The 26,465-nt window shown below is 48.4% G+C and carries 30 protein-coding genes and 2 pseudogenes; 25 read left to right on the top strand and 7 right to left on the bottom strand.

The features are described 5' to 3' along the window. Positions 1-298: 298 nt before the first annotated feature. A pseudogene (locus GS601_RS24005) lies at positions 299-349 on the top strand (hypothetical protein); the annotation flags it as partial. A gap of 9 nt (positions 350-358) precedes the next feature. Continuing rightward, a complete protein-coding gene (locus tag GS601_RS21660; RefSeq protein ID WP_420800318.1) occupies positions 359-571 on the top strand; it encodes a hypothetical protein in 213 nt (70 codons plus the stop codon). A gap of 169 nt (positions 572-740) precedes the next feature. Here the strand turns inward: GS601_RS21660 and GS601_RS21655 are convergent, their stop codons facing one another. After that, complete coding sequence (locus GS601_RS21655; protein ID WP_162425374.1) at positions 741-1,760, bottom strand: metal ABC transporter solute-binding protein, Zn/Mn family; 1,020 nt, start codon at positions 1,758-1,760, stop codon at positions 741-743. Between the two features lie 64 nt (positions 1,761-1,824). Between GS601_RS21655 and GS601_RS21650 the strand changes: the two genes are divergently transcribed. From GS601_RS21650 to GS601_RS21635, 4 genes are all read left to right on the top strand, one after another. After that, the gene (locus GS601_RS21650) at positions 1,825-2,571 is read left to right on the top strand and encodes a metal ABC transporter ATP-binding protein (RefSeq protein WP_162425373.1); all 747 of its coding nucleotides are present in this window, start codon (positions 1,825-1,827) and stop codon (positions 2,569-2,571) included. 14 nt (positions 2,572-2,585) lie between these two features. Continuing rightward, positions 2,586-3,473, top strand: a complete 888-nt coding sequence (locus GS601_RS21645) for a metal ABC transporter permease (protein ID WP_162425372.1) — start codon at positions 2,586-2,588, stop codon at positions 3,471-3,473. Positions 3,474-3,577: 104 nt separating this feature from the next. Then, the gene (locus GS601_RS21640) at positions 3,578-4,288 is read left to right on the top strand and encodes a Crp/Fnr family transcriptional regulator (protein ID WP_162425371.1); all 711 of its coding nucleotides are present in this window, start codon (positions 3,578-3,580) and stop codon (positions 4,286-4,288) included. A 177-nt stretch (positions 4,289-4,465) separates the two neighbouring features. After that, on the top strand, positions 4,466-4,930 hold the full coding sequence (locus GS601_RS21635) for an MgtC/SapB family protein (protein WP_162425370.1): 465 nt from the start codon (positions 4,466-4,468) through the stop codon (positions 4,928-4,930). 8 nt (positions 4,931-4,938) lie between these two features. Here the strand turns inward: GS601_RS21635 and GS601_RS21630 are convergent, their stop codons facing one another. From GS601_RS21630 to GS601_RS21620, 3 genes are read right to left on the bottom strand one after another with little or no spacing between them, the layout of a single operon-like run. Next, positions 4,939-5,781, bottom strand: coding sequence for a YwiC-like family protein (locus GS601_RS21630; protein ID WP_162425369.1), 843 nt, complete (start codon positions 5,779-5,781; stop codon positions 4,939-4,941). A gap of 21 nt (positions 5,782-5,802) precedes the next feature. Beyond that, complete coding sequence (locus GS601_RS21625; RefSeq protein ID WP_162425368.1) at positions 5,803-6,129, bottom strand: cupin domain-containing protein; 327 nt, start codon at positions 6,127-6,129, stop codon at positions 5,803-5,805. A 36-nt stretch (positions 6,130-6,165) separates the two neighbouring features. Next, the gene (locus GS601_RS21620) at positions 6,166-6,969 is read right to left on the bottom strand and encodes an SAM-dependent methyltransferase (protein ID WP_162425367.1); all 804 of its coding nucleotides are present in this window, start codon (positions 6,967-6,969) and stop codon (positions 6,166-6,168) included. A 229-nt stretch (positions 6,970-7,198) separates the two neighbouring features. Here GS601_RS21620 and GS601_RS21615 point away from each other — a divergent pair, with 229 nt between their 5' ends. Both GS601_RS21615 and GS601_RS21610 read left to right on the top strand, forming a co-directional pair. Beyond that, entirely contained in the window at positions 7,199-7,651 is a 453-nt protein-coding gene (locus GS601_RS21615) for a pyridoxamine 5'-phosphate oxidase family protein (RefSeq protein WP_162425366.1), read from the top strand. 101 nt (positions 7,652-7,752) lie between these two features. Beyond that, the gene (locus GS601_RS21610; RefSeq protein ID WP_162425365.1) at positions 7,753-8,073 is read left to right on the top strand and encodes a hypothetical protein; all 321 of its coding nucleotides are present in this window, start codon (positions 7,753-7,755) and stop codon (positions 8,071-8,073) included. 15 nt (positions 8,074-8,088) lie between these two features. On the opposite strand, the gene GS601_RS21605 is transcribed toward GS601_RS21610, so the two are convergent. Beyond that, positions 8,089-8,568 carry a transposase gene (locus GS601_RS21605; protein WP_162425364.1) on the bottom strand — a complete coding sequence of 160 codons (480 nt, stop codon included), beginning with the start codon at positions 8,566-8,568 and terminating at the stop codon, positions 8,089-8,091. 221 nt (positions 8,569-8,789) lie between these two features. Further along, on the bottom strand, positions 8,790-9,818 hold the full coding sequence (gene hemB / locus GS601_RS21600) for a porphobilinogen synthase (protein ID WP_162425363.1): 1,029 nt from the start codon (positions 9,816-9,818) through the stop codon (positions 8,790-8,792). 50 nt (positions 9,819-9,868) lie between these two features. Between hemB and GS601_RS21595 the strand changes: the two genes are divergently transcribed. From GS601_RS21595 to GS601_RS21520, 16 genes are all read left to right on the top strand, one after another. Continuing rightward, positions 9,869-10,303 (top strand): Fur family transcriptional regulator, encoded by a 435-nt coding sequence (locus GS601_RS21595; protein WP_338017108.1) that lies wholly within the window; start codon positions 9,869-9,871, stop codon positions 10,301-10,303. Between the two features lie 156 nt (positions 10,304-10,459). Beyond that, positions 10,460-10,900: a hypothetical protein gene (locus GS601_RS21590; protein WP_162425362.1), complete on the top strand. Its 441-nt coding sequence runs from the start codon at positions 10,460-10,462 to the stop codon at positions 10,898-10,900. Then, on the top strand, positions 10,897-11,178 hold the full coding sequence (locus GS601_RS21585) for a helix-turn-helix transcriptional regulator (RefSeq protein ID WP_238393438.1): 282 nt from the start codon (positions 10,897-10,899) through the stop codon (positions 11,176-11,178). Before GS601_RS21590 ends, GS601_RS21585 begins: the two co-directional genes overlap by 4 nt. An 88-nt stretch (positions 11,179-11,266) precedes the next feature. Further along, positions 11,267-11,707, top strand: coding sequence for a DUF29 domain-containing protein (locus GS601_RS21580; RefSeq protein WP_162425361.1), 441 nt, complete (start codon positions 11,267-11,269; stop codon positions 11,705-11,707). A gap of 43 nt (positions 11,708-11,750) precedes the next feature. After that, complete coding sequence (locus GS601_RS21575; RefSeq protein WP_162425360.1) at positions 11,751-12,191, top strand: DUF29 domain-containing protein; 441 nt, start codon at positions 11,751-11,753, stop codon at positions 12,189-12,191. A gap of 143 nt (positions 12,192-12,334) precedes the next feature. Then, positions 12,335-13,309 (top strand): helix-turn-helix transcriptional regulator, encoded by a 975-nt coding sequence (locus GS601_RS21570; protein WP_162425359.1) that lies wholly within the window; start codon positions 12,335-12,337, stop codon positions 13,307-13,309. Then, positions 13,306-13,599, top strand: coding sequence for a hypothetical protein (locus GS601_RS21565; protein ID WP_338017107.1), 294 nt, complete (start codon positions 13,306-13,308; stop codon positions 13,597-13,599). Before GS601_RS21570 ends, GS601_RS21565 begins: the two co-directional genes overlap by 4 nt. Before the next feature lie 188 nt (positions 13,600-13,787). Beyond that, positions 13,788-14,012 (top strand): PIN domain-containing protein, encoded by a 225-nt coding sequence (locus GS601_RS23390; protein WP_238393437.1) that lies wholly within the window; start codon positions 13,788-13,790, stop codon positions 14,010-14,012. 196 nt (positions 14,013-14,208) lie between these two features. After that, a complete protein-coding gene (locus tag GS601_RS21555; protein WP_162425358.1) occupies positions 14,209-16,701 on the top strand; it encodes a TonB-dependent siderophore receptor in 2,493 nt (830 codons plus the stop codon). Positions 16,702-16,713: 12 nt separating this feature from the next. Continuing rightward, on the top strand, positions 16,714-17,676 hold the full coding sequence (locus GS601_RS21550) for an iron-siderophore ABC transporter substrate-binding protein (RefSeq protein ID WP_162425357.1): 963 nt from the start codon (positions 16,714-16,716) through the stop codon (positions 17,674-17,676). A gap of 4 nt (positions 17,677-17,680) precedes the next feature. After that, entirely contained in the window at positions 17,681-18,064 is a 384-nt protein-coding gene (locus GS601_RS21545) for a DUF1636 family protein (RefSeq protein ID WP_162425356.1), read from the top strand. Between the two features lie 218 nt (positions 18,065-18,282). Continuing rightward, positions 18,283-20,253, top strand: coding sequence for a TonB-dependent receptor domain-containing protein (locus GS601_RS21540; protein WP_162425355.1), 1,971 nt, complete (start codon positions 18,283-18,285; stop codon positions 20,251-20,253). Between the two features lie 243 nt (positions 20,254-20,496). Next, entirely contained in the window at positions 20,497-22,311 is a 1,815-nt protein-coding gene (locus GS601_RS21535; protein ID WP_162425354.1) for an ABC transporter ATP-binding protein, read from the top strand. 25 nt (positions 22,312-22,336) lie between these two features. Further along, positions 22,337-22,921: a protein-S-isoprenylcysteine O-methyltransferase gene (locus GS601_RS21530; protein ID WP_162425353.1), complete on the top strand. Its 585-nt coding sequence runs from the start codon at positions 22,337-22,339 to the stop codon at positions 22,919-22,921. 8 nt (positions 22,922-22,929) lie between these two features. Further along, positions 22,930-23,802, top strand: coding sequence for an ABC transporter substrate-binding protein (locus GS601_RS21525; RefSeq protein WP_162425352.1), 873 nt, complete (start codon positions 22,930-22,932; stop codon positions 23,800-23,802). Between the two features lie 19 nt (positions 23,803-23,821). Then, positions 23,822-25,564 (top strand): ABC transporter ATP-binding protein, encoded by a 1,743-nt coding sequence (locus tag GS601_RS21520; protein WP_162425351.1) that lies wholly within the window; start codon positions 23,822-23,824, stop codon positions 25,562-25,564. 180 nt (positions 25,565-25,744) lie between these two features. On the opposite strand, the gene GS601_RS23030 is transcribed toward GS601_RS21520, so the two are convergent. Then, positions 25,745-25,933, bottom strand: a complete 189-nt coding sequence (locus GS601_RS23030) for a hypothetical protein (protein ID WP_238393436.1) — start codon at positions 25,931-25,933, stop codon at positions 25,745-25,747. 198 nt (positions 25,934-26,131) lie between these two features. Here GS601_RS23030 and GS601_RS21510 point away from each other — a divergent pair. Next, positions 26,132-26,320, top strand: a pseudogene (locus GS601_RS21510) (IS21-like element ISAcma26 family transposase); the annotation flags it as partial. Positions 26,321-26,465: the final 145 nt, after the last annotated feature.

Raw genomic sequence — 26,465 nt, 5'->3', positions numbered from 1 at the left:
GGCGACCCAAGCTTGCGGACGGTTTTATAAAACCTGGGGGTTTGCGGTCTACCACTCTCTCAACATACCAGGGGTCGCATCAAACGTTGAGTGCAGCCATCAAAGTATGGGCAATGCTGGGACGAACACCTCCAGTGTAGTGCGGCAACTGAAATGACCCCAAAAATTCGGACAAGGAGCTAAGAGTATCATTCTTATTCAGATGGGGTGCAGAAATTATGGCAGGAACTCGGCGTCAACATACCGCAGAATTTAAGGCAAACGTGGTCTTGCAAGTGGTAAGTGGCGAGAAAGGCGCATCACAGCCGAGTTAAAGCGGCGGGGTTGTGTTGTAAACCACAAACGAATTGCTCGACTGATGCGAAAGTTGGGGATTTTGGGCAAACCCCGGATCAAACGCAAACGCACGACGAATAGCAATCACAGCGACAAGCAGCACCCGAACCGAGTGCTGAATTTGGCAATTGAGCGTCCTGATCAAGTGTGGGTGGCAGTCACCCCATTGCTCCTTCAGGCTCCAGGGTTCCAGGCTGTCATGCTCGTAGACATCAATGGAGAGACCGGGATGTAACCTGATCAACCGCCAAATTGCCTAGAACCTGTTCAACATTGGAGATCTGTGTCACGGTTTTGGCACTTTACAATTAGCTATGGATCACTACTTGATCGGAGTACAGGTGAAGTGCGATCGCGCTTAGTAAAGAGGGATGCGCGATCGCGCATCCGGTTTGTTTAAAGGACTACTTCGGTTGAAAGGCACTGTACTGACCACCTAACCCTTCGACGATCGCTCTCGTATTGGCAACCAGCATTTTGGGGTAGGTCTCGCCTTCGGAGCCTGCTTCTCCCAGACCATCGGCAAACAGTTTTTGATCGGACAACTTCACGTTCGCCTCTTTTGCCACTGTCTCAATCAACTTGGGATTGGCTGACACCTCCGCAAAAATGGTCGGTACCCGATCGGCTTTAATCCCCTCAGTTAATTCTTTCACCCGTGCGGCAGTGGGTTTTTCTTCAGTGCTGATGCCCTGCAATGCCCCTTCAACCGGAATGCCGTAAGCCGCAGAGTAATACCCCAGAGCATCGTGAGTTGTGATCAGTTTGCGAGAGTTTGGTGGAATGGTGGCAATTTGAGACTTAATCCAACCATCGACCTGAGTCAGTTGTGCGGTCAGGGCTTGAGCATTTTTGGCATAGAGGTCAGCGTTTGCCGGGGCAGCTTTCGCCAGATTGTCTTGAATCACTTTCACCATCTGAATTCCATTTTCGGCATCGTGCCAGATATGCGGATCGGGTTCTTCTCCTTCAGCATGTTCCTCACCTTCGGCGTGTCCATGGTCATGTTCACCCATGAGAGGCTTGGGAACCGCCGCTTCCCCCACCGCAACTTTGGTGGCAGGATTAGAGGAGGCTTGAATCAGTTTGATCAAGCTGGGTTCAAAGTCGTAGCCAGAGTACAGCACAAGCTGGGCATCTTCGATCGCCTTGCGATCTTCTGGAGTTGGCTCATAAACGTGGGGGTCAGTGCCCGCTTTGACCAGGCACGTCAGGTTGATCGTATTGGCGGCAACGGTCTTGGTTAAATCACAGAGAACGCTGCTGGTGGCAACTACTTTCAAATTTGTACTGGTAGCGGCGGTATCAGTAGAAGCTGCTGGGCTGGTTTGGCTGGTTGGCGTGGATGGAGCACAGGCGCTGAGTATGCTAACAGTGAGCGCGAGCAGCGGGCTGCCCCAAGTTCGATGGCGCTGAATAGGCATGATGTTTTAATCTCTGAATCGCTGCTTAAGTCTATAATGATAATCGTTCTCACTCTAGGGTTTCATGTTAGAGGTTCAGCAGCTTGCTGTCAATTATCGGGGCGTGTGCGGACTTGATTCGGTAAGTTTCCAGGTGAGTCCGGGTCAACTGGTAGGCATCATTGGACCCAACGGGGCAGGCAAAAGTACGTTGCTCAAAGCGTTGCTAGGCTTGGTGCCAGCATCGGGCGGTGTGGTTCACTATTGCACCTGTCCGCTCCATCAGCAGTTAGAGCGGGTGGCATATATCCCGCAGCGATCGCAGATCGATTGGGATTACCCCATTACCGTTTGGAATGTCGTGATGATGGCACGGACTCGTCAGAGCGGGTGGTTTCGCACTCCCGGTCGAGCGGCGAAGGAAATCGTGAAAGCGGCATTGGAACGGGTCGAGATCCCCAATCTGTGCGATCGCCGCATTGGAGAGCTTTCAGGCGGGCAGCAGCAGCGGGTGTTTCTCGCGCGAGCCTTGGCACAACAAGCAGATTTGTTCCTGTTTGATGAACCTTTTACAGGGGTTGATAAGAAAACCGAAGCCATCATGCTGGAAGTATTTGAAGAGTTGCGATCGCAGGGCAAAATTCTCCTTCTGAGCACTCACGAATGGGGACAGTCGCTCAATCAACTCGATCGATTGCTCTTACTCAATCAATGCTTGATTGCGGATGGTTCACCGCAACAGGTGATGACTCCCGAAAATTTGCGTCAGGCTTACGGCGCTCCTTTGGGAAATCCACTCCATCAAGATTTGGAAACATCCTTTTTCTGCTAAATCCCCCATTTCCCATGCTAAATCTCCTCCTAGAACCGCTCGGCTATGAATTCATGCGAAATGCGATCGCAATTGGCATCCTAGTCGGGATTCTTTGCCCGGTGGTCGGCAGTTACCTGATTGTGCAACGCATGGCACTGCTAGGAGATGTGATTGCCCACTGCGTTCTACCAGGGTTATCCCTCTCGTTCTTTTTCGGGGTTGATATTCTGATTGGTGCCTTTGGTTCTGGCATTCTCGGCGCTTTGCTCATTGCCTGGATTCGCTCACAAACACGAGTCAAGGTTGATGCCGCGATGGCGCTGACGTTTTCGACGTTTTTCGCCCTAGGAGTCACGCTGATTACCGTGCTGAAGAACAAACTCGATCTCGATAGTTTTTTGTTCGGTGATATCCTAGGCGTGGCACCTCATGACATTCAGCGAACCTTCGTGATTGCCGCTTTGATTTTGCTAATGATCAAATTGTTCTACAAAGAATTGTTGTTCTATACCTTTGACAAAACAGGTGCTCAAGCGATCGGCTTACCCATCAACACGCTTTATTTTGGCTTTATGGCAGCCATCACGCTCACCATCATTGCCAGTATGCAAGCAGTAGGAGTACTTCTGGTGATTTCTCTACTGGTCGGTCCGGCGTTGACGGCTTACTTGCTGGTCAAAGAACTGCATCAGATGATGATTGTTGGAGCTATTGTGGGTGCGATCGCTAGTATTGTTGGTGTCTATCTCAGTTATTATCGGAATTTGCCTTCGGGACCGGCGATCGTGCTGGTGTCATCCAGCTTGTTTTTGCTGGCACTGCTGTTCAGCCCATCGCAAGGAATTTTGACACGATCTACCCAAACAGAGTCAACCACCCGTTTAATGAATCGATTTAAGTTTCTCAGACGCAACGACTGAACGCCTCCGCGTCCTCGCCTACACTCCACCTTCGTACTTTTGTTGGTCAAGCAAGATAAACCGCTAGGATGAAGTTGCACCCTCAAGTAAGCTAATCATCGGCAATGCAAGCAACTCTTGAGCAATTGATGGCGATCGCGATTTTTGCCGATTTGAAATCAACTGAACTAGCGCAATTACAGCCTTGTACGCAAGTGCGGCGCTATCAGAAGGGAGAGATTGTGATGAGCGAAGGCAATTGCTTGCCTGCAAAACTCTACGCGCTATCGGAGGGTATGCTGCAAATTGCTAAAACAGCAGCCACTGGCAAAGAAACCATTCTTCGCACTCTGTCAGCGGGCGAATTTTTTGCGGCTCCTGCCTTATTGGGCGATGGCATCGCTCCTGCAACGGTGACGGCTAAGAGCGATTCTTGGGTTCTAACCCTTGAACGATCGATGCTGCTAGAAGCAATTCAACGCCATCCAGATATTGCGCTGCGAATGATGCAAGTGTTAAACCAGCGAATTCAACAACTCCATGCAACGGTTCACGGTCTGGTGTCAGAACGGGCGATTGTGCGGCTGGCGCAATTCATCCAACATTCTGCCTTGCAGTCTGGAACGATACCCAGTGCATCGGGTCAGCAATTGAAGGCAAAGCTCCCTTACTATCAAATTGCTCGCAGCATTGGTATCACTTACGAAGAGTGTGTTCGATTGTTCAAAAGCATCCACTCGATCGTGACCTACCATCGCGGCAAGCTGACGATTTTGGATGAGCAGGCGTTAGAGGCAATCGCTTTAGGGACAGAACCACTCCATGAGCAATCATAAGTTATATAAATCCGGTTGAATAGTTATAGCAAAAGTAGCCAAAACTCTTGTTGTAGCCGAAAAGGTTAGTACCCGACTACTAGAGAAAAATGCTTCCTTTGATACTTTGCTAGTCGCTCAGACAGACCATACCATTGATCCGATCGCGGGGCTTATCAACGGGCGAGGGCGCTATTTATGGAAAGTTTACGATTTAGTTGGGAACTCTTTTTTACCGATTTCTTAAAAATTGCCATTGCTTTTGTGCTGACCTTACCCATCGCCTGGGAACGGGAACGATCCGAACGATCGGCGGGCCTGCGCACCTTTCCATTGGTGGCTGTGGCTAGCTGTGGCTATGTTTTAATTGCGCTAGCATCGATTGGTGCCCACGCAAGTGACCAATCACGAATTATTCAAGGCTTGATGAGTGGGATCGGATTCATTGGAGGGGGAGCAATTCTCAAAGGATCGGGCACTGTGCGAGGAACTGCAACAGCGGCAAGTATTTGGACAACTGGTGCGCTGGGAGCTTCGGTTGCATACGCTCATTATGAAATCGCAGTTTTAATGAGCGCTATGAACTATCTGACATTGCGTGTACTTACCCCGATCGAGCGAAAAATAAATCCAGCAGATCAACCAGAAGAGGATCAGGAATGAGCCATGATTTACGGGAAGGCAGTTAAGCGGGCTGGCAAAACTGAAAGGGCAACGATCGCCAAGAAACTCAACGCACTCAAAGTTTCTATCAGAGCAACCGTCTGAATCGGAGCAGTGCGATACCACGCTTGCTGCCAAACAATTAGCCCAAACTTGAGCAAGACAATGCTCGCCGCCGAGGCACTCAGCAGAGGCAAAATACCAAAGCCGTAGAGTCCGCTAACCATGAGCAATGCGATCGCATGATACACCGCTCCCGGCATGAGAGAACTGGTCTTCGGTTTTCGCAATTTCACGCTGAAAATCGCGCTGCCAAAAAACAAGGTGTTGAGTGCCCACAAGCCAAAAACCAGGCTAGAAAAGGTTCCCGTGGTTGTAGCATAGGCGAAAGGTGCAGAGAGACAGACCGCCGCAAACGTGATCAGTTCGTTGGCGATCGATTTCTGCTCGCGGTAAAAAACAGCGGTGGCATCGATCAAAAAGGCAGCGATCGCACCCAGGTAAAGCCATAGCAAGATTGGATGTTGGAGATAGAGAGCAATTGCGATCGCTAGCGCTGCACTAGAGTACAACCCACCCCACACCAGAAATCGAGGTTTGAGACTACGACGCTGCTTAATTTGCAACACTAAAGGATGCTCTGCCTGAAATCCACAGAAAGCACAGACCAGCGCTAATGTCGTTGCCCCCGTCCAAGTTTGAGCGGCGGCGGCTCCGGTCAAAAAGGAAACAATCAACACCACATAAACCCCATGCTCAGGGGAAACTGTGGGGTGATACCAGCGCGATCGCGGGGGACTAGATGCTTTTGCTGCGATCGCGGTTGGAGTCGTTGAGGTTGAATCAGTCATCGGTTGATTGGGTTGCTAAAGTCACCACTTGCTGTGCAAAAATGCCAGCGTTGAATCCGTCGTCTGCAAGGCGTGGGGAGCATTAGCAGGCATCAAAATAAAGACTCCCGGCTGCAAGCGAATCTCGCGTCCCTCTAAGGTCAGAGTTCCTTGCCCTGCCACGATCGTTAAGGTGACATTGCGCGGTGAAGTGTGTTCTGCGATCGTTGTTCCTGCCGCCAAACACATGAGGCTGTGCTGGGTCTGCTCGTCTTTGTGTAGGGGCTTGTTTCGCACTCCCGTTTCAGGATAGTCAGCCTGTTCAGTTAGATCCGTCACAAGAGAAGTGATAGGCGTTGTAGGATTCATGGTGTGTTAGTAGAAATTTACGTGAAGTGTTCTTTGCTAAGCAGCGATTACCCCTTCGGGGAACTGCAAAGCAACCGCGCAGAGGACGATGTAGCCCAAGTCTTGCTGATATTGCTGAAAGACGTGACGCATTGCTAGCACTCGTTTTCGTAAGGGTGGCTGAGTTAAGACATTCCACCAAATCTGTGCAGTGCCGATCGCGCCTTCATCCCGCACCATCTGACCAGGATTTAACAGATTCATTGCGCCTATGTCGTGTTGCTGCACGGCGAGTCCAGCAGTTTCACAGGCAGCTATCCAATTTGCGGCTGAGAGGGGCGTAGCATTGACGCGAATCGCCTCTGCCAAAGCCCGATGAATTTCTGCTTCTCGATTGTGAGCCGCTAACTCGTGAGAAAGAAATTTTCCACCCGGCTTGAGGCGATCGTGCACACTCGTCAACACTTTTGCTTTTCCGCTCGGTGACTGCATTGTAAGAATTGCTTCTGCCAATACATAATCGAATTGTTCACTCAAGCAATCAAGATGAAAGATATCCCCTTCAATGATTTGAATCTGATGGCTTAACCCAGCCGCCGCAACATTGGCGCGGGCGCGGACAACACTGTCAGGATTCTCCTCGATACCGACAACACGCACGTTGTAGCGTTGAGCGATCGCGATCGCGCTATCTCCAAAGCTAGAAGCCAACTCTAGAACCGTTTCACCCGGCTGAAAGCCTGCCCATTGAAACAGTTGCTCAGTGGCAACTCGTCCGCCCGGTCGCAATGTCTTCTTACCCGCCGCCGCTAAAAGCTGATGTCCTGGCGCAGTTTCAAAATTGAGCTTTGTTTGAGTCATGGTCTTGACCTCACTGTTGAAGCGATCGCGTCTTGGGTCGAATGCAGTCAGAAAAGAGGGTGGTCGCTCAGGGTTAGCCTCTTACCAAATTCCCAAACCTCGGTTTGACTACTTCTTCACATTGACACACCCTAAACCTGAGGACTATGAGGTAGCTCATACTAACCCCAGCAAATTTCTGGCAAAGTCAAAGTATCCGAAGTATCTATAGCTTCCAAGGAGAAAGACAATGTTAGACATTGATGAAATGGGACAGCAAGAAATTCAAGGCTTCCTGCAACAAGTAGGATACGGTCATCTTGGATGTATCCACGAAGGAAAACCCTACGTGATACCAATGCATTATTATTTTGATGACCCAGCCCTCTATCTATTTACGACCGAAGGCATGAAGACTCATGCCATCGACGCGAATCCAGAAGTCTGCCTACAGATTGAAGAAATCCACGATCCGCTTCATTGGCGCAGCGTAATTGTGAATGGTCGAGCCGATCGCCTCACCGAGCAGCCGGACATCGATCATGCACTGCAATTTATCAAGGAGCACAATCCAACCCTTTCTCCAGCCATCAATCGCACTTGGGTTGACTCTTGGGGGCGTGCAGAGGTCATTGCTGTTTATCGCCTTCATCCCAGTGAGATGAGTGGGCGCACAACTGAAGGGGTCAGTAGCCAGTCGTGAGCGAGTTGGAAAGATGGCATAGTTTGGGGGTTAGATGAATCTTGATCGCTATCTAAATCAACGGTAAACCAACTAGATCGGAGCCAAGGAGTGCAACCCAAATGGTGAATAACTCATTGACGTGTGAGTATCTCGGTTGGGGGAAATTAGAGTCGTTTCGATCGCAGTCTTTCGTCGAGAATGAGGCATTGATTTTCGCCGCGATCGCAGGAACCGCTCCAGCATTAATCCACGGATTTCTCGATTGTCTGCGCTCTCCAGCAATCCAAACAAAAATTCCTCCAGAGTTTTCAGAAAATGATCGAGTAGAAGTCATGGTCGGAATGATCAGAACCCTGCCGGAAAGCTTGTTACAAGAGTGGGCGCAATCCAACCCAGATCAAACCGTAGCATGTGCCATCTTGCGCTGGTCAACACCCTGATTGATGGGCAACTGATCACGGAAACACGGTTTTCGCTTCAGGCGCGTGTCCTAGCTTAAGGTAAGCCGCTGCTCTCAGCACAATTTGCGAGTAGAGAATCTTTTGAATCTCTAAGCTGGGTGCACGACTCGCCGCCGCCTTGTAAGCCGTAATTTCTCCTTCTAGGCTCCAATCACTTTGATTGATGTAGTGGTCATAGTCGTGCATCACCAGAAACGCAAACCCATAAAACGGGTTGGGGTAGATCGAATTGTCATACCCCTCTTCGGCAGACACCCAAAGATGACCTTGCTCAATATCAGCAAACATCTCAGCAGCATTTTGGTAACGCAGGTCATCAGAAAATTGGGGATTGAGGGGAGTTTGCCGAAACTCTTGCATGAGCCAGTCGCACAGTTCCTGCTGAGTTGAGTCAGAAATCTGAACGGACTTACTCTCTAAATAGAGTTTGGCAAGGTTCTCAATTTTGGAAGTTGTTTGTGTCGAAACTAGCATACCTAGGTTCTCATCACTTCTATTCCAATCATGACAAGACCTCTCAATTATTTCTATGATCTAGCTCATCTTTCAATTCATACCAAGTTATTCATACCAAGTTACTGTGAAGTTGCACAGGATAAAATAAGCCAAAGGCTAAACTAGGTAGGAACTTCAATATCTGCATCCTATGCAGCCTCCGACAGAGTTGGTATTAAGTGCTGACATCAAGACAAACTTTAGCGCAACATCAACGCGACTTCTTTGGCAAAGTAAGTCAAAATCAAGTCTGCTCCGGCTCGTTTCATACTGGTCAGCGTTTCTAGAATCACTTTCTTTTCGTCAATCCAGCCCTGTTCCGCAGCGGCTTTGATCATTGCGTACTCCCCGCTGACGTTGTAAGCCGCCACCGGTAAATTGGTGCGCTGTTTGATTTGATAGATAATATCCAGGTAAGCAAGGGCAGGCTTCACCATCACAATGTCTGCCCCTTCCGCAATATCTAGCTCCACTTCTTTGATCGCTTCTCTGGCGTTTGCTGCATCCATTTGATAGGTTTTCTTATCGCCAAACTTAGGGGCTGAATCTAGCGCATCGCGGAAGGGCCCGTAGTATGCAGAGGCATATTTGGCGGAGTAGGCGAGAATCCCCACATTGATCCAACCCTCTGCATCTAAGGCTTGGCGAATGGCTCCTACCCGACCATCCATCATGTCTGAAGGCGCAACAAAATCGGCTCCGGCTTCTGCCTGTACTAATGCTTGTTTCACCAAAACGGCAACGGTTTCATCATTGAGGATCTTGCCGTCCTGCACAATACCATCATGTCCCTCGCTGCTGTAGGGATCTAGGGCAACATCGGTGATGATTAGAATGTCGGGAACAGCTTGTTTAATCGTCTGGACGGCACGGGGAATTAAACCGTCTGGGTTATAACTTTCGGTTCCGGCGTTGTCTTTTTGAGCGGAGGGGATGAGCGGGAAGAGCGCGATCGCCCCGATTCCCAATTCATACACTTCTCGCACCTCTTGGAGCAGTAAATCCAGGGTGTAACGGTCGCAACCCGGCATCGAGGGGATGGTTTCGCGCTGTGCTTCGCCTTCCATGACAAACAGCGGATAAATCAAGTCTTCTACCCTCAGCGTGTTTTCCCGCACCATCCGCCGCAGGGTTTCAGTCCGGCGCAAGCGGCGGGGGCGTTGAGTCACAGGGGTAATATTCTGAGATACTTCGCTCTGGGGCGTTGAGGGATTTATAACATCAGTCATGGTTACAAGGTACAATGAGAATGATTATCGTTATTTTATAGCATGATGGTATGACTGTGATGCTCGATGATTCTTGCCATTTACCACTCTCCACAATTCGCCTGACGACGAAGCAGAAGGCGGTTCTCACTCAGCTAGAACGATTGCAGGAAGCGGTTTCGGCTCAGCAACTTTACACGGAACTGCGACAGCACGGAGAATCGTTAGGACTCGCCACCGTGTACCGAGCGTTAGAACTTTTGAAGCTACGGGGCTTGGTGCAAAGCCGCACAACAACCGATGGGGAAGCGCTTTATAGCCCCATCCAACAAGACCAGCACTATTTGACCTGTTTGCAATGTGGCAGTTCAGTGCCGCTGGGTTTTTGTCCGCTGCAAGAAATGGAAAACCAGTTACGGCGATCGCAGGCATTCACGATTTACTATCACACGCTGGAATTCTTTGGCGTGTGTAAACCCTGTGGACAGAAGGTAGAGAAAGTATGAGTGGGCATAAGTGGGCAATCGCAGCAGGCATCGCTCATGCAAAACTTATTGAGAACAATTACTATCTACTTCAGATCTGAATTGTGAACGGAACCGTTATATTTCTGAGAAAATCCACTCTGCAAAGCGTTCAGGAGGTTTGGGGTGAAGTTGAAAATGACATTGACCAATCTGCTGGACATGTTTGAGGAATTTCAGTCTCAAACGGGAAGTCCCTATCGTGTGAATGGATGTGAGACCTTTTTGCAACTGCCGCGTCAATTTGGGAGCGGGTTGATTCGCCACTGGCATCTGCGAGATGGATTGGATCTCTATTTACAAACCCATCATCTCATCGAAGAAATGACGGTTGAGTCGCACAATCAATACTCCATGTTTGGGTTGTGTTATTGCGTCTCTGGCAGTGTCAATATGTTGGTGAATCCGTCTTGTTCAGAGATGATAATCCATCCAGGATCTTGTCTGTCTGTCAACATGACAGAAGCTTACGCTGCTGGACAATTGCCTGCAAAGCAACCGATTTGTTTAGTTGAAATTGCGATCGCGCCTCACATGCTGCAAACCCTATTGCAAGATGAATTATCGAGAATTTGTTGAACCCTCCTTCATTGCTAGCGTTGGCGCGTCAGGTAGGATTGAACGATTGCAAACTCAAACAAGGGTTCCAGCAGGTGTTTCATACGACGGCGTTTGGTTACTTGCGCCACTATCGGATGGAGCGGGCACGGCAATTGTTAATGGATTCAGAGGTTTCCATTGAACAGGTGGCAAAAATGGTTGGCTATAGCGATCGCAGTCGATTTGCTGCTGCATTTCGGAAAGAGTTTGGGGTGAATCCTAAGACTTATCAATTGCAATGGCGAAGCGAGATCTGATTCGGTTGTTGTCATCTGAGATCTTGATTCAGACTTACTTTTTAGTGGGTTTTGGATAGAATAAAGTGAAACCAGTGCGGTGTTTCCCATGCAAACGACCACCCTCTATGACCAAGACTTTTATGCTTGGACTCAGCGCCAGGTTGAGCTACTGCGATCGCGGCGGCTGGCAGAACTTGATATTGAAAACCTGATTGAGGAGATGGAATCGTTGGGTCGGCAGGAGCGGCAGGAGTTGCGAAATCGACTGGGGGTGTTGCTGGGGCATCTGCTCAAGTGGCACTATCAACCCGAAGCTCGATCAAAAAGTTGGCGGGCTACCATTCAGGAGCAGCGCCAAGAGATTCGCCGCCACCTCAAGGAGAACCCCAGCTTGCAGCCCTATCTGCTCGAAGCCATTGAGGTTGGTTATGAAAAGGGACTCAATCTAGTGGATCGGGAAACGCCCCTTGACCCTAAACAACTGCCTCAATCCTGTCCGTTCTCTGAGGCAGAAATCTTTGAAGAGCCAGTGGATTGGCAACCGTAACCTCATATCCAAGTAGAACAGTGAACACCGTGTAGTCTTTCCCATGCAAACGACCACCCTTTACGATCAGGATTTTTACGCTTGGACTCAGCACCAAATTGAGCTACTGCGATCGCGGCGGCTGGCAGAACTTGATATTGAAAACTTGGTTGAGGAGATGGAATCGTTGGGTCGGCAGGAGCGGCAGGAGTTGCGAAATCGATTGGGGGTATTGCTGGGGCATCTGCTCAAGTGGCACTATCAACCCGAAGCCCGATCGAAAAGCTGGGCTGCAACCATTCAAGAGCAACGTCGGAGGATTCAACGCCATCTCAAGGAGAATCCCAGTTTGCAGACCTATCTGCTCGAAGCGATCGACATCGGGTATGAGGATGGACTGGATTTAGTCAACCGGGAAACGTCCCTCGACTCCAAACAGCTTCCTCAAGCCTGCCTTTTCTCTGAGTCAGAAATTTTTGAGGAGCCAGTGGACTGGCAGCCGTAACTTCCTCTTCATAGAGATGCCTATCCTTTCAGTTTGCAAAAAAGCCCGTTATGTTGACAGGCTTCCTGAGTAAGTGAGAATATTTCTCAATCGATTGATTCATTTTTGAAGCATTACTTTATAGTGTTGAGAAAGCGATCGCCATGACGATGATTCTGACTGAACAAGACTGCGACGAGCATTTAAGAACTGACTCAACTGTTCATCCAGATGAGTTTGAAATACTTCATGCTTGGGATGGAGCGTTGGATAGTGGATGGTGTCGAGAGATTCAGTTACGCGATTTGTGGCTCACGATTAAAGAATATCAAGCCGAAGAAGATTTCATTTTCAAAGCTGAGCCAGTCTATCTAGAACCTGCTTCTAGCTTTTTTGTGGCGGGAACGATGAAAAGTTGCTACGAGGGCTTTGCAGATGAAAATCTAGAAGCACCGGGAAGACACTACGTTGAGTGCGTTCATGGACATATTGAACTTGATCATCAACCTGTCGGTGAAAAAATTATCAGAGTTCGATTTGGGCTAAACCCAGATGTATTGAAATTATTCGGAGATACTGCCGTCTTACCGCGTGAGTTACAACCCTGGGCAACCGGGGAAATCTCTTATCCATTTTATCGGCAAGGAACGATAACGGCTGAAATGCAGGTAGTGTTGCATCAAATTCTGCACTGCATCTATCAGGGACCGATGAAGCAAATGTATTTGGAAGGAAAAGTGTTAGAACTGGCAGCCCTTCAGTTCTCCCAGTTTGCCGAGGTAGACAACTGCTTACACAAGGAGACTGCTCTCAAATCTGATGATATTGAGCGACTCCACCAAGCTAAAGAGATTCTTATGGCTCAGATTAACGATCCACCTTCGATTTTAGGGCTGTCACGGCAAGTCGGATTGAATGATTTCAAGCTTAAACAGGGATTTCGTCAGGTGTTTGGCACCACTGTGTTTGGTTATCTGCGAGAATATCGTCTGGAGCAAGCGCGTCTGTTGTTAATCGAAGGAGAACTGAGTGTGCAACAGGTGGCACGAGCGATCGGCTATACCCATTCTGGTTATTTCGCCACCGCGTTTAAACACAAGTTTGGCATTAGTCCTAAGACATATCAATCTCTAAGGTGAGTGATATTATTTACAATAAAAAATACAAACCTATTAGGGAGGGGATGATGACATTGCAAGAATTACAATATCAAGCATTACGGTTGCTCCTTGGCGATCGCTGGCACTTAATTCAATTCTTGCTGAGTTCCATTCAACAAGAAACCCTGGTAGTTAACGTGCCAAACCCAATAGTGAATTTGTCCGCAAATCTAGATCCCTGGACTCAAAGTTTAATAGGTGTGATTCAGTTAAGTACAGAAAATTCTTCAGATACCTATGTAGATTATCTGGAGGAGAAATACAGTTGAGGCGAGTATTGTTTGACAGCGATGTTTTACTCGATGTTTTAGGTCGTGCTTTAAAAGTCCTAAAACGAACATCATGTCTCTGAAGATCCCTCTAAATCCCCCTTAAAAAGGGGGACTTTGAATGGTTCGGTTCCCTCCTTTTTAAGGAGGGTTAGGGAGGATCAAAGGGATTTATTTCATCAAGGCTATTGCAGCGCCTTCAGGTTGCCAGTGTCACAGGCGAAATTATCCAGGTTGCATTGCAAAGCTCTATTACGGATTTTGAAGATGCCGTAACAAGCGAAGCTGCGAGTGCCGCAGGAGTAGAAGTTATCGTGACCCGAAACACTCCTGATTTTGTTGTTTCCAGAATTTCAGCAGTGTTACCAGAGGAGTTTTTGGCGATGCCTTTGAAGGAAGGGTTAGTAGAGTAGTTCACTAGCGGATTTATTGATTCATTTAAGGACAAGTTGTTGTTAGAGAGATGGAAATCTTTGGCACCGATTAAAAACTCCGTGGAGTGCTAGAAAAACTCCCTCCAGTAGCTAAAATCAGCTTTACCTGACCCCGCCCCTCACTCTATGCTTCTTGCAAATAGTTCTTATTTGTTTGCAATAGGTGTGTGGAGCGATGGTGACAAGACTACAGCAATGGATCGGGTTGAGCAGTGCAATGTTTGTGCTGGTTGCTCCAGTTTCTTGGGCAGAGGGGAGTGAGATTAAAGAGCTACAACGCCCTGCAAAAACCCTAAAGGAATGGAGGGCACAGATAGAGGCTACTACCGTGCAGGTAACAGGTGTAACCCTCGATCGCACTGATGCTGGGCTGGACATTGTGCTGGAAACGGCGGAGGGTAAACCGCTGCAAGTGGATGCCAGCAAGTTTCGGCGGGAAGGAAATAACCTGATTGCCGACATTCCGAATGCAACGCTGGCATTGCCGGAGGGACAGACGTTTGCGGCGGAGAATCCAACCGCCGATGTTGCCACTGTGCAGGTGGTGCAACAAGATGCTAGCAGTATTCGCATCAGCGTCACGGGAAACAATGCTCTACCCAAAACCGAAGTCACCCTGAAAACTGGAACACTTGCCTACAGCCTCAACCCGGAAGCGGACGAACCGGATGAAGAAATTGTGGTGACGGGAGAGCAAAACCGTTATCGCATTCCCAATACTTCTACCGCAACCAAAACTGACACTCCCTTGCGCGATATTCCCCAATCGATTCAAATTGTCCCTCAGCAAGTGTTAGAAGACCAAAATGTGACCCGTCTAGAAGAAGCCATCAGAAATGTCACCGGAGTTGTTAACACCTTTCCGCCTAACTTTGCCAATGGTTCTTTTTTGGCGATTCGCGGGTTTGGAATCAGGGACGATCAAGGTAATGTGCTCAGAAATGGTTTGGCAGATTTTATTGGTGCCCGTCAAATTGATTTTTCTCATATTCAACAGGTTGAAGTTTTGAAAGGTCCCGCTTCAGTGCTGTTTGGTCAAGGCACTCCAGGAGGCGTTGTTAACCTGATTACAAAGCAACCTCTACGCGATCCCTTTTATGAAATTAACGCCACAATCGGGAACTATGACTACTACCGTGGCACCGTCGATCTAACGGGACCGCTCAACGACTCCAAAACCGTTTTATATCGACTGAATGCGGCTTATCAGAATACTGGCAGCTTTATCGACTTTATAGAGTCAGAAAGAGTATTTGTTGCGCCTGTCCTGAGTTTCGCGATTGGCGATCGCACAAAATTGACCTTGGAAGGGGAGTATTCCTCCTCAAAAGGTGGAGTCGATCTCGGTTTACCCGCTGTTGGCACGGTGCTGCCAAATCCAAATGGTCGAATCCCACTAAACCGTACTACTAGTGAACCATTTGCTAAACCGTTCGATGCAGAGCTTTATCGAATTGGCTACACGCTTGAGCATCAGTTCAGTGATAATTGGTCGCTGCGAAATGCATTTCGAGTATCGTCTCGTGATGCGACTCAAGATGAGTTTCTTATTACTAGTCTTGAGGCTGATAATCGTACCGTAAATCGTAGATACAGGTTTAGAGAATTCAATGTAACTAGCTATAACTTTGCAGTAGACCTGATTGGTAAATTTTCCACAGGTTCAATTAAACATCAGGTCGTATTTGGAGTGGATCTGGGTAGATTTGAAGAGTCGGGTACAGGTACTACTCGGTCGATCGCGCCACTCGATCTATTCAATCCAGTGTATGGTCAGCCACTTGGCGATGTTACCTCCAGAGTTGGTGAGGGGGTTGTGGGAGATTCGTTAGGTATTTACATTCAAGATCAAGTCACGCTAGCTGAGAACTTAAAGTTACTGTTGGGCGGACGATTTGACTTGTATCGGTCAACCTCTGAGGATTTGTTGGCAGAGACCACAACCAGCGAATCAGGAGATGCGTTCAGCCCGCGTGTCGGCATTGTCTATCAACCCATTCCACCCATTTCGCTCTATGCCAGCTATAGCCGCTCGTTCACCCCATCCTTTGGAACTGCGGCTGATGGTAGTACGTTCAAGCCTGAACGGGGAACGCAGTATGAAGTTGGAGTCAAGGCAGATTTAAGCAACAGGTTATCTGCAACGCTTGCTTTCTATAATTTGACGCGCTCCAATGTTTTGACGACTGACCCGAATGACCCAAGCTTCTCGATTCAAACAGGCGAACAACGTAGTCGAGGGATTGAACTCAATCTTGCAGGCGAAATCTTACCAGGATGGAACATCTTTGCAGGTTATTCCTACATCGATGCCAGAATTACCAAAGACAATGATTTACCGATAGGTAATCGCTTACTCAATGCACCTGAAAACAGTTTCAACCTGTGGACAACCTACGAAATTCAACAGGGTCCACTTCAAGGCTTCGGCGCGGGTGTAGGCTTTTTCTTCGTGGGAGAACGACCGGGAGATTTAAATAATTCGTTCCAACTGCCGAGCTATTTCCGAACGGATGCCAGTCTCTTCTACAGACAAGGGCAATTTCGGGCAGCGCTCAACATCAGGAATTTATTCAATGTGGACTATTTTGAAACTTCCTATTCTGATACGTTCGTTTTTCCCGGTGAACCATTCATAGTCCAAGGAACAATTTCGTGGCAATTTTGAGTAGTCAACCCAATGAAAACCTCTTTACGTCACCTCTATCTATTGCTTTTGGCAATCTTGGCTTCTACATTGCTTTGGGCTTGTAGCAGAAATGTTGACAACAATTCTACAAGCTTGAATCATCCAACAGAAGATTGTCGAGTCGTGCAACATCAGATGGGTGAAACTTGTATTCCTCGCAATCCTCAACGAGTCGCCACTTTGTGGATGAGTACCTTTAGTAGTGCTTTGGCACTAGGCATTAAACCTATCGCAAACATCTGGATTCCAGGTCAACCTCTTCCAGGGTATTTGAGAGACAAGACAGATGAAGTTGAGTTTGTTGGTAGCCTTGGTGAACCAAACTTAGAAAAGATTTTGCGACTGAAACCGGATTTAATTTTATCGAATAGTCGGATGCAGAATATGTATGATCAACTCACTTATATTGCACCGACTGTTGTACTAGAGTATTATGATCCTCCTCCCTGGCAGAAACACTTGAAAGACGTTGCCAAAGTTTTAGACAAGGAACAGGAAAGCAGCCAATTGATTAAAGATTACTGGCGAAAAGTTGAGCAAGTCAAACAAGCTATGAACGATTGTTGCCGCAATATCCAAGTTTCAGTTGTGAGGTTCTATCCAGGCCATGGATTATCCTTGTATGGTAACGAAAGCCCTGTCGGCAAAGTCATCCGTGATATTGGGCTAAAACGCCCACCTTCACAGGATGGTGATTTTGAGGGCCTAGGCAATTTATCACTAGAGCAATTACCTGAGATTGACGGTGATGTTTTGTTTCTTGTAGCCCTTAAAGGAGAATCCACTCAGAAAACTTTAGAGACGCTACAGCGGCATCCTTTGTGGCAAAACCTTAAAGCAGTACAGCAGCATCGAGTTTATTTCGTAGACTTTTCACACTGGTATGCCTTTGATGTTTTAGCAATGAATGCTGTCCTGGATGACCTCGAAAAATACCTCATCAACACTCCTTAACCCCATGCCTAAGCACACCCTATTCGTATGCACCTCTTGCCATCGATCCTCCAAAGAGCGACCAAAGGATCAATCCACCGATGGCACTCGGTTACTCGAACAACTCAACACTGCATCCCCTGAACAACTCAGGGAATTAGAAATTCAGTTCGTTGGGTGCTTATGGGCGTGCAGCCGTCCCTGTGTCGCCTGTGTCGCCGCTTTCTCTGCTCCTCACAAGCCCACCTACCTGTTTACCAACCTGCCAGGTTCCGAAAGTGCGGATGCGCTGCTTCAGTTTGGCAACCTCTATGTCAGCAGCACGACGGGCGAAGTTCCCTGGAAGCAGTTTCCAAAACTGTTAAAGGTGAGCGCTGCAAAAATTCCGGCAGTAGATTTGTCGGTTTGACATGGCTTGTTGCTTGATTGACAGAACAATTCTAAAAAATCCGTTTGGGACACTTGAAAAATCCGTTTGGGACACATTCTGGTGGATTGACCACTCTACAATCACACTCAATTGCTAGATGAGAAATAGTTTTGAGAAGCCGTCGAACCTGCTGAATTGAGGAGTGTATTGTGCGATCGCGAATTTCCCAACTTTTCCTACAACCTCCCTTACTGGGGGTGTCCTTGATTCTGACAGCCCTACTCCCCACGTCTACCTCCGCCAATCCCGTCTCAAACTCACCCGACCTCCCATCTCCTCCTCATCTCCTCACCCCACCCCACCTCAAAGACTTTCAGCATCCAGCCACTACCGTCAAAAACTGGCTCGCCCAAGCCCCAATGCCCGCCACGATCACGAATATTCGCCTCAATCCAGGAGATGGAGAAATCGAAATTGTGATTGAAACGGCTGATGGGCAAACTCTGCAAGGGGAGGTCAAGCAGGAGAGCGATCGATTGGTAGTTACGATTCCCAATGCTCAATTGCAATCGGCATTTCGGCAAAATAATCCACTCAAGGGAATCACCTCAATTATTGCCACCAACATCACGCCAACCAGTTTTCAAGTGGCGATCGCAGGTGAAAACAGAGTACCTCTGGAAGGAGACATTTTAGCGAGTAATGCAGGCTTAACCGTGAGTGTCTTCACAGAACCAGAAGAAGAAATTACCGTTACGGCTGAAAAACGAGAAGATACTCCCCAAAATGTACCAATTAGCATTACAGTCCTTCCCAGACAACAATTGGAAGATGCTCAGATCGATTCGCTGCAAAGCATTGCCAATAACACGCCCAACTTCACATTCTTTCGGGGATCTGCCGGAGCGTCTTACTTTAACTTCTACAGCATTCGCGGGTTGAGCAACTTCAACTTTCTCTCTCCTCAAGACAACGTGGCATTTTACGTGGATGATGTGCCCTACGACTATGCTGGCTTCTTAGATGGGATTTTGTTCGATCTAGAGCAGGTAGAAGTGTTGCGTGGTCCTCAAAGCACCCTTTATGGCAGAAGTTCACAAGGTGGAGTCGTGAATATCATCTCTCGCAGACCCACCAACAAGCCAGAAATCCGGGCGGCTGCCAGTTACGGCAATTACAACGCCCGCAATCTACAACTGTCGCTAAGTGATGCGGTGCTTCCTGACCAGTTATTTTTCCGGCTTGCTGGGATTTATAAAGCACGGGATGGCATTGCCGAAAACACCTTCTTGAATCGGGATGTAGGTGCCAGATCTGGGCTAGCAGGACGGGCAGAAATCCTCTGGACTCCTTCTAGGGAGTGGAGCATTTCCTTTAATAGCACGCTCAGTGCGGATGATGATGGCGGTCCTATTTTTGTTTCGCGGGATACCCCAAATCCTTTCAAATTTGCCCAAGACTTTGAAGGATTTCATCGCCTGGACAACAACACCCAGGCATTAAAAATTGCCTATGATGGAGCCGGATTTCAAGCCGTTTCAGTGACAACACGGCGATCGGGCAAGCAAGACTTTGCTTCCGAATCTGACTTCACCGAGGTGGATCTATTTCGCGGTATTGGCGCATTTGATACAACAGTCTGGACTCAAGAAATCCGCTTCCAATCACCCAAAACGGCAGATCGCTTTCGTTGGGTCGTAGGCAGCTATTTCGAGTCGCGCGAGTTCAATACCCTCAGAGATGGACTCGTCGTAAGCGATCTGGGGGCTGCTTTCTCAGGATTACCCTTTGCAGGCACTAGCAATATCTCTGCCGAACAGCAACGCTATACCTATGCGGCATTTGGACAGTTAGATTATCAGCCGATCGAGCCACTGACCTTGTTTGCAGGTGTGCGTTATGAGTCTTCTAGAGCAGAACTGGCACGGCGACGCATTTTTACGGTTCCAGGATTTGGGGATGTGCCACTTAGTCCAGAAGTCCGTGGATTAGAGGAGAAGAGCGATGAACTGATTCCTCGATTTGGGGCGCAATATCGGTTTAACCCGAATGTGATAGCGTATGGCACGATCGCTTCGACAATGGCACACCTGAATCTTTTGATCTACTCATCGGTGCCGATGGAGTGCATTCTAATACCCGTCAGCCAGTATTTGGCGATGGCTTTGAAAAATTCTTCAACGTTGCCTACGTTGAGGCACTCTGTGACTGCAAGCCGAAACCATTAGAAATGAGAGCAAGGTGAGGAGCGGCAACCAAAGATGCATTCGCATATTCACGGCTTAAAACTCCCATGCGATCGCTTAACCCTACCTGAATCGAAAAGGGTAAGTTTTGGGATTGTCAAGCCATAAAACTCCGTCTGGAAGAAGAAATGATCCGGCTGGGACAAACTCTCCAATTAGAGATCTGCTAAAATACGTTTAGCTTTTTGCGAATTATTCCTGTTTATTTGGTGAAAAAGCAATTCTATGACTGACCAGCCTTACACAACACCCCCTACAGGTAGTTGGGCAATTGTGGCTCCGGTGAAGGGCAAAATTGTTGGCGCGATCGCTCTTTCCGTCATCAGTGCCATTGCTGCGATCGCTGCTCTCCTGGCAATTCCTCCGATCGCAACTGAGTTGCTGTCAACGTCTCCTGACTTGGATCAGATTTGGGTTTGGGTAGCAATGTCCGCGATCGCTGTCGTGATTTCGTTTACAACAAAAGTCTTTGCTTTCAGCACCTCTCACCTGGCAGCGTTTAATCTGGAAGTGATATTACGAACTACACTGACTGAGCATCTCGCAAAGGTGCCGCTCGGTTACATTACCACGATCGGTTCCGGTGCAATCAAAAAAATTGTCCAGGATGATGTCAAATCCCTCCATGCCTTCGTTGCGGATAGTACGCCTCTGATTGGACGAGCCTACACCACGCCTGTTGTCTCACTGATTGCGATGTTTGTTGCCGATTGGCGATTAGGATTCGTAACGTTAGCAGTGCTGCCCGTAGGGATGATTTTTATTCAACTGGCGCTGCACGACTATGCCGAAAAGCGGGAGGAATACGATCGCGCCAATGAGCAAATTAATCAGGTTGTGGTTGAGTTTGTTCAGGGAATGCAGGTGGTTCGCACTTTTGATGATGGCAGCAGTTCTTTTGCACGGTTTCAGCGATCGCTCGATCGCTTTACCCAAATTACACGGGAGTGGAACGAAGCTACCCAAACCTCTGGTCGCTTGGGAACCCTATTATTTGAGCCATTGCCCACCTTAACGATCGTTTCCATTGTGGGTGCGTGGTTAATGCTGCAAGGAACGCTAGAGTTTCCACGATTGCTAGTATTTTTGTTGCTGTCTCCTCGGTTGTGTGGAGCATTTAAGCCAATCTTCACCCTCTCCTATTTCATTAACCAGTCCAATGCGGGAGCGAAACGCATCGGGGTAGTGTTGGCAGAACCAATCTTGCCTCAGCCTGGACGACCGAAATACCCTCAGGATGCCTCTGTGCAAATCAAGGATGTGAGTTTTTCCTATGGTGTTCGCGAAGCGTCTCCGCAGGAGAGCCGACCTGCATTGCATCGTGTGAGTATTGATATTCCAGCAGAAAGTGTCACGGCTCTAGTCGGTCCTTCGGGTGCAGGTAAAACAACTCTGGCGCGGTTGATTCCTCGCTTTTGGGATGTGAGTAATGGAGCAATTGAAATTGGCGGTGTGGATGTGCGAGACATGACCTCAGAGACGTTGATGTCTTGGGTCTCGTTCGTGTTTCAAGATACCTTTTTGCTCTATGACACGATCCGCAACAATATCAAGTTAGGCAGACCCAACGCGACAGATGCTGAGGTGGAAGCCGCTGCCCAGGTTGCCCAGGCACACGAGTTTATCCTGGAATTACCCGATGGATATGACACGATCGCTGGAGAACGAGGAACTCGCCTTTCGGGTGGACAACGACAACGCATCACGATTGCCCGCGCTATTTTGCAAGACAATCCCATCATTGTCTTAGATGAAGCTACCGCGTTTGCTGATCCTGAGAATGAAGCACTGATTCAACAGGCGATCGCGTCTCTCACTACAGGCAAAACTGTAATTGTCATAGCCCACCGACTACCTACAATTCGGAGTGCGGATCAGATTGTTGTATTGGATCAGGGAAATGTTGTTGAATCTGGCAAACATGATGAGTTAGTCAGTGCCAACGGATTGTATGCAAATCTCTGGAAACGGCATGAAGAAGCCCAAAATTGGCAACTCCGAACTCGCTCTGTAGAGATACGAAATTTCGCGCCGCTCTGATTATCAATCTAAACAGATAAGTCAAATGGATACACTCACATTGAAGATCATTTTCATGATTGGCTTGATATCAAGTTCTGCTATCCGGCTTCCCCATCAACAGCAAAACAAACAAAACACTGTCACCGACGATCGCAAAACACCGTTGGAAACAGGATTACTCCTTCTAGTGTTTTTTGGAATGCTGGCTCTGCCCTTACTGTACGTTTTTTCACCCTGGTTAAATTTTGCCAACTACAAGCTACCCCTGTGGGCAAATGGATTAGGCGTTGTGTCATTCGCGATCGCGCTTTGGTTGTTTTGGCGTTCTCACCAAGATCTGGGAGAAAACTGGTCGCCGACCCTACAGGTCAGGGACGGGCACACATTAATTACTAATGGTATCTATCAATCAATTCGCCATCCCATGTATACCTCTATTTTTCTGTGGTGTATTGCCCAGGCATTGTTGCTACCAAACTGGATTGCCGGATTTGCTGGCATCATTGCCTTTAGCATCATGTATGTCATCCGAATTGGCAATGAAGAACAGATGATGATGGATCAATTTGGTGAGGAGTATCAAACCTATATGCAACAGACGAAGCGGTTAATACCTTACATTTTTTGATTGACATCATGCCTCCTGAAACCTCACATTTGCTCAAGGACAATACGGGTGTAGAAATTATCTGGTCACAACCTGCAAACCGAATTGTGTGTCTGACTGCTACAGGGTTAGACATTCTGCTAGAACTTGATTTAACACCTGTGGGGTATACATCTCAGACCATTGCGACAAAACCAGAATTCTATGGCGATCGCACTCAACAACTCACTCCTGTCGGCTCCTGGTTTGCGCCAAACCTAAAAACTATTCGTAACCTTCAGCCAGATTTAATCCTGGGTTGGTCATTTCCTCATCGCTTCTACCAACGCTGGTTGAGGAAGATTGCTCCCGTTTATCTCATGGATGGCAGCGGCTATGAGATGGCGTTCAAGCGGCTGCGTCAGATTGCTCAATTAACTGAACGAGTGGCTGAGGCTGAGGCAGCGATCGCGCTCCTGGAAAATCGATTAACAGTCTATTGCTCCACTGTTCCTGTTTATGAACGTAAAACCGTGTTGATGATGGGCGGCTCCAGCCTCAACCGACTGACGCGCAAATTCATCGTTGAAAGTAATGCAGGCACCTTTGGCAGTGTGCTCAAGCAATGTACGCATTACCCTTGGGCTGAACCGACAACTCGCCATGAACCGGGGTTTACCAGTCTGTCTCTGCAACAAATTCTGGATGTCAATCCGGATGTGATTTTTGTGCAGACCTATGCGCCCTCAACCGCTCCGCTATCCCAACAACTTGCAAACAACCTTATCTGGAAACAAATTAAAGCAGTCCAACATGATCAAGTCTACGAAATTGAGCAGTTTTGGCACACCGGAAACGGCACTCGAACAATCGGGCTAATGTTAGATCAATTAGTACCAAAAATCTATCCAACTCTTTGCTAAAAATCGGAGTTATGTATCTATGCTAAAAACCTATCGCCGTGTATTCAGTGTTGCGGGTTCCTACGAGCCACAACTGAAAATTGCCCTCTTACTATCGGTAATTGCCTCTATTGTGCAAGGAATCATCTTTGCTCTGTTTTTTCCATTGCTATCTGCATTGATGACCTCTCCTATCCAGCCTCAAACCGTTTGGATACTGTTAGGGATGATGGGAGTTCTCGTTCTGGTAGAAGGGATGTTGCGCTGGAAAGAACTCGATTTTGCCTGGGACACTTCTAATGATGTGGCACATGAAACTCGCTTGCGCTTGGGTGAACAACTGCGACGCATCCCGTTGGAGGAACTGAACCGCAGACGATCGGGGGATCTCAACGTCGTCCTCAGTGGCAATGTCAGTGAAATTGTGTTGTGGATTGGTAGCTTGTGTACGTTGATTATTCAAACGATCGTGGTTCCAATCACCATCATTCTCGTCACGCTGTTCATTGATTGGCGACTCGCGATCGCGCTGCTGGTTTCCTTCCCGTTCGCCATTCCCATCTACCGCTATTTTCGCACTTTGATGGGCAAAGCGCTCCGAGATGTGACAGCGGTCGATGCAGAAGTGGCATCTCGTGTGGTGGAATACACTCAAGGATTACCCGTGTTACGCGCCACCCAACAGGTAGGACAACAGGCACAGCGCTTGCAAGAGGCGTTGAGTGTGCAGCGATCGGTGCAGTCAACTGCTCAACAACTGTCGAACTTACCCGCGATCGCTCTCTCCACGCTAGTCGAAGTGGGTATCTTCCTCGTCTTAGCGTTGGGAACGTTCCTGATTGTGCAAGGCACGCTCACCGTTCCAACCTTGTTTGCGCTGTTGGTGATTGCCCTGCGATTTAGTGAACCCCTCGCCCAATTGACTGGATTACTCAGTGTGTTTGACCTGATGGAAAGTGGACTGGAACGTATTGAAGCGGTGATGAACATTGCACCGCTGCCCGTCTCCCCTCCTGCGGCTCACCTAACCCACTCTGATATCACCTTTGAACAGGTTTCATTTCGTTACGCCGACCAAATTGAATGGACGTTGCAAGATGTCTCCTTCCAGTTGCCCGAACGTACCCTCACCGCATTGGTAGGAACGTCTGGCAGCGGCAAAACCACGATCGCTCGTCTGATTAGCCGCTATGCCGATGTGCAACGGGGCACAATCAAACTTGGGGGCGTAGATGTGCGATCGCTCACCCCAGAAGAATTACTGCAACACATTTCGGTGGTGTTCCAGGATGTTTATTTGTTTGATGACACGATTCGGAACAATATTCGCTTCGGCAGATCCACCGCATCGGACGCAGACGTTGAAGCCGCTTCACGCGCCGCGAACTGTCACGAATTCATCTCGCGCTTACCGCATGGTTATGAGACAACGGTGGGTGAGATTGGCGGCGCATTATCAGGCGGAGAACGACAACGTATTTCGATCGCCCGCGCCATCCTCAAAGATGCCTCGATCGTGTTGCTGGATGAACCAACTTCGGCATTAGATACGGAAAGTGAAGTAGCGGTGCAACGGGCACTCGATCAACTGGTGAGTAACAAAACAGTAGTTGTCATTGCTCACCGACTTTCAACAGTGGTGGGAGCCGATCGCATTCTAGTCCTGGATCAAGGGCAGATTGTGGAACAGGGAACCCATGCAGAATTAATGGAAAAGGGCGATCGGTATTCCTCGCTTTGGCAAGCCCAACAGCAGTCCCGTCAATGGCGAATTGCTGCGTAGAGTAAAATTTTTGGGCTTTGTGATCCCTGTACATATCAAGCAGAGCGGACAAGATTGGTCATGAGTTGACTGTCTGGAATCCCTATTGCCGACCCCAATTACCTGCCGAGGGTTCACCTGTGTCATGTGTGGTGCAGCCTTTTGGTCTAAGCTAACAACACTTGATGTAACCCTACCTTGCTAAATTTCGTACTGAAACGCCAACCCAGAACGACCACAGAACAGCGTGTTTGCATCCATTCGCATCAAGCGATCGAGCATTTGAATCGCAAGCGTATTCGGAGTCAACTTATCACTCACGCTGGCACTGCTGCCGTAAATCAGTAAGCAATCGAATTCAAAGAAACCGAAGTCAAGCGGTTGCTTCACAGATGCGCTTCGCGCTAAACGCACCCATTCAACCGTTTCTCGCAAAATCGCATCTCACAACGTTTTCACCATTTCCATGCCATACCGTTCAATCAGTTCGGTAGGGTCTCCCGTCTGTCCCAATCCATGCAAAATCAGCAACTGTTCTTCTCACCAACCCTGACAGATTTGCGGAACAGGTTCATTGGGTCGTGGCGAAGCGGTTGGGAATATGCTCAAATTATTCAAGGAGGCAAGAGCTTTATTGCCCTGTCCGAAGGCTTGCAAAATGCCTTGTTTGCCTGTGGTAGAGTGCCCCAACAGCATCGCACCGATAGTCTCAGTGCAGTGTATCGCAACATGGGTGGCACCCGCCACAAACCGCTAACTCGCTTATACGATGCTTTGGCACGACCCGGTGAGTGAGTGCGAGATCTCGCGGGCGTTAGCTCGGATGGGATTCACTCGTAAAAAACCTAGGGTGGCAAAGCTAACTGGAGAAATTTCTGCTCCAGATCAGCCAAATAGGTAGCTGGAGAGCGTCGAAATCGCG

The organism is Myxacorys almedinensis A, from assembly GCF_010091945.1.
In the GTDB taxonomy this organism is placed as follows: Bacteria; Cyanobacteriota; Cyanobacteriia; order Leptolyngbyales; family Leptolyngbyaceae; genus Myxacorys; species Myxacorys almedinensis.
The sequence above is the reverse complement of the archived record's forward strand: the minus strand, read 5'-3'. Positions and strand labels throughout refer to the sequence as shown.

Coding starts and splice junctions, on each gene's coding strand:
- GS601_RS21635 (WP_162425370.1), top strand. CDS start 4,466: ATGGAAAGTTTACGATTTAGTTGGGAACTCTTTTTTACCGATTTCTTA.
- GS601_RS21520 (WP_162425351.1), top strand. CDS start 23,822: ATGCTAAAAACCTATCGCCGTGTATTCAGTGTTGCGGGTTCCTACGAG.
- GS601_RS21595 (WP_338017108.1), top strand. CDS start 9,869: ATGACTGTGATGCTCGATGATTCTTGCCATTTACCACTCTCCACAATT.
- GS601_RS21530 (WP_162425353.1), top strand. CDS start 22,337: ATGGATACACTCACATTGAAGATCATTTTCATGATTGGCTTGATATCA.
- GS601_RS21645 (WP_162425372.1), top strand. CDS start 2,586: ATGCTAAATCTCCTCCTAGAACCGCTCGGCTATGAATTCATGCGAAAT.
- GS601_RS21555 (WP_162425358.1), top strand. CDS start 14,209: ATGGTGACAAGACTACAGCAATGGATCGGGTTGAGCAGTGCAATGTTT.
- hemB (WP_162425363.1), bottom strand. CDS start 9,818: ATGACTGATGTTATAAATCCCTCAACGCCCCAGAGCGAAGTATCTCAG.
- GS601_RS21605 (WP_162425364.1), bottom strand. CDS start 8,568: ATGCTAGTTTCGACACAAACAACTTCCAAAATTGAGAACCTTGCCAAA.
- GS601_RS21655 (WP_162425374.1), bottom strand. CDS start 1,760: ATGCCTATTCAGCGCCATCGAACTTGGGGCAGCCCGCTGCTCGCGCTC.
- GS601_RS21545 (WP_162425356.1), top strand. CDS start 17,681: ATGCCTAAGCACACCCTATTCGTATGCACCTCTTGCCATCGATCCTCC.
- GS601_RS21535 (WP_162425354.1), top strand. CDS start 20,497: ATGACTGACCAGCCTTACACAACACCCCCTACAGGTAGTTGGGCAATT.
- GS601_RS21610 (WP_162425365.1), top strand. CDS start 7,753: ATGGTGAATAACTCATTGACGTGTGAGTATCTCGGTTGGGGGAAATTA.
- GS601_RS21525 (WP_162425352.1), top strand. CDS start 22,930: ATGCCTCCTGAAACCTCACATTTGCTCAAGGACAATACGGGTGTAGAA.
- GS601_RS21550 (WP_162425357.1), top strand. CDS start 16,714: ATGAAAACCTCTTTACGTCACCTCTATCTATTGCTTTTGGCAATCTTG.
- GS601_RS21580 (WP_162425361.1), top strand. CDS start 11,267: ATGCAAACGACCACCCTCTATGACCAAGACTTTTATGCTTGGACTCAG.
- GS601_RS21615 (WP_162425366.1), top strand. CDS start 7,199: ATGTTAGACATTGATGAAATGGGACAGCAAGAAATTCAAGGCTTCCTG.
- GS601_RS21625 (WP_162425368.1), bottom strand. CDS start 6,129: ATGAATCCTACAACGCCTATCACTTCTCTTGTGACGGATCTAACTGAA.
- GS601_RS21630 (WP_162425369.1), bottom strand. CDS start 5,781: ATGACTGATTCAACCTCAACGACTCCAACCGCGATCGCAGCAAAAGCA.
- GS601_RS21570 (WP_162425359.1), top strand. CDS start 12,335: ATGACGATGATTCTGACTGAACAAGACTGCGACGAGCATTTAAGAACT.
- GS601_RS21640 (WP_162425371.1), top strand. CDS start 3,578: ATGCAAGCAACTCTTGAGCAATTGATGGCGATCGCGATTTTTGCCGAT.
- GS601_RS21590 (WP_162425362.1), top strand. CDS start 10,460: ATGACATTGACCAATCTGCTGGACATGTTTGAGGAATTTCAGTCTCAA.
- GS601_RS21620 (WP_162425367.1), bottom strand. CDS start 6,969: ATGACTCAAACAAAGCTCAATTTTGAAACTGCGCCAGGACATCAGCTT.
- GS601_RS21575 (WP_162425360.1), top strand. CDS start 11,751: ATGCAAACGACCACCCTTTACGATCAGGATTTTTACGCTTGGACTCAG.
- GS601_RS21650 (WP_162425373.1), top strand. CDS start 1,825: ATGTTAGAGGTTCAGCAGCTTGCTGTCAATTATCGGGGCGTGTGCGGA.
- GS601_RS21660 (WP_420800318.1), top strand. CDS start 359: ATGCGAAAGTTGGGGATTTTGGGCAAACCCCGGATCAAACGCAAACGC.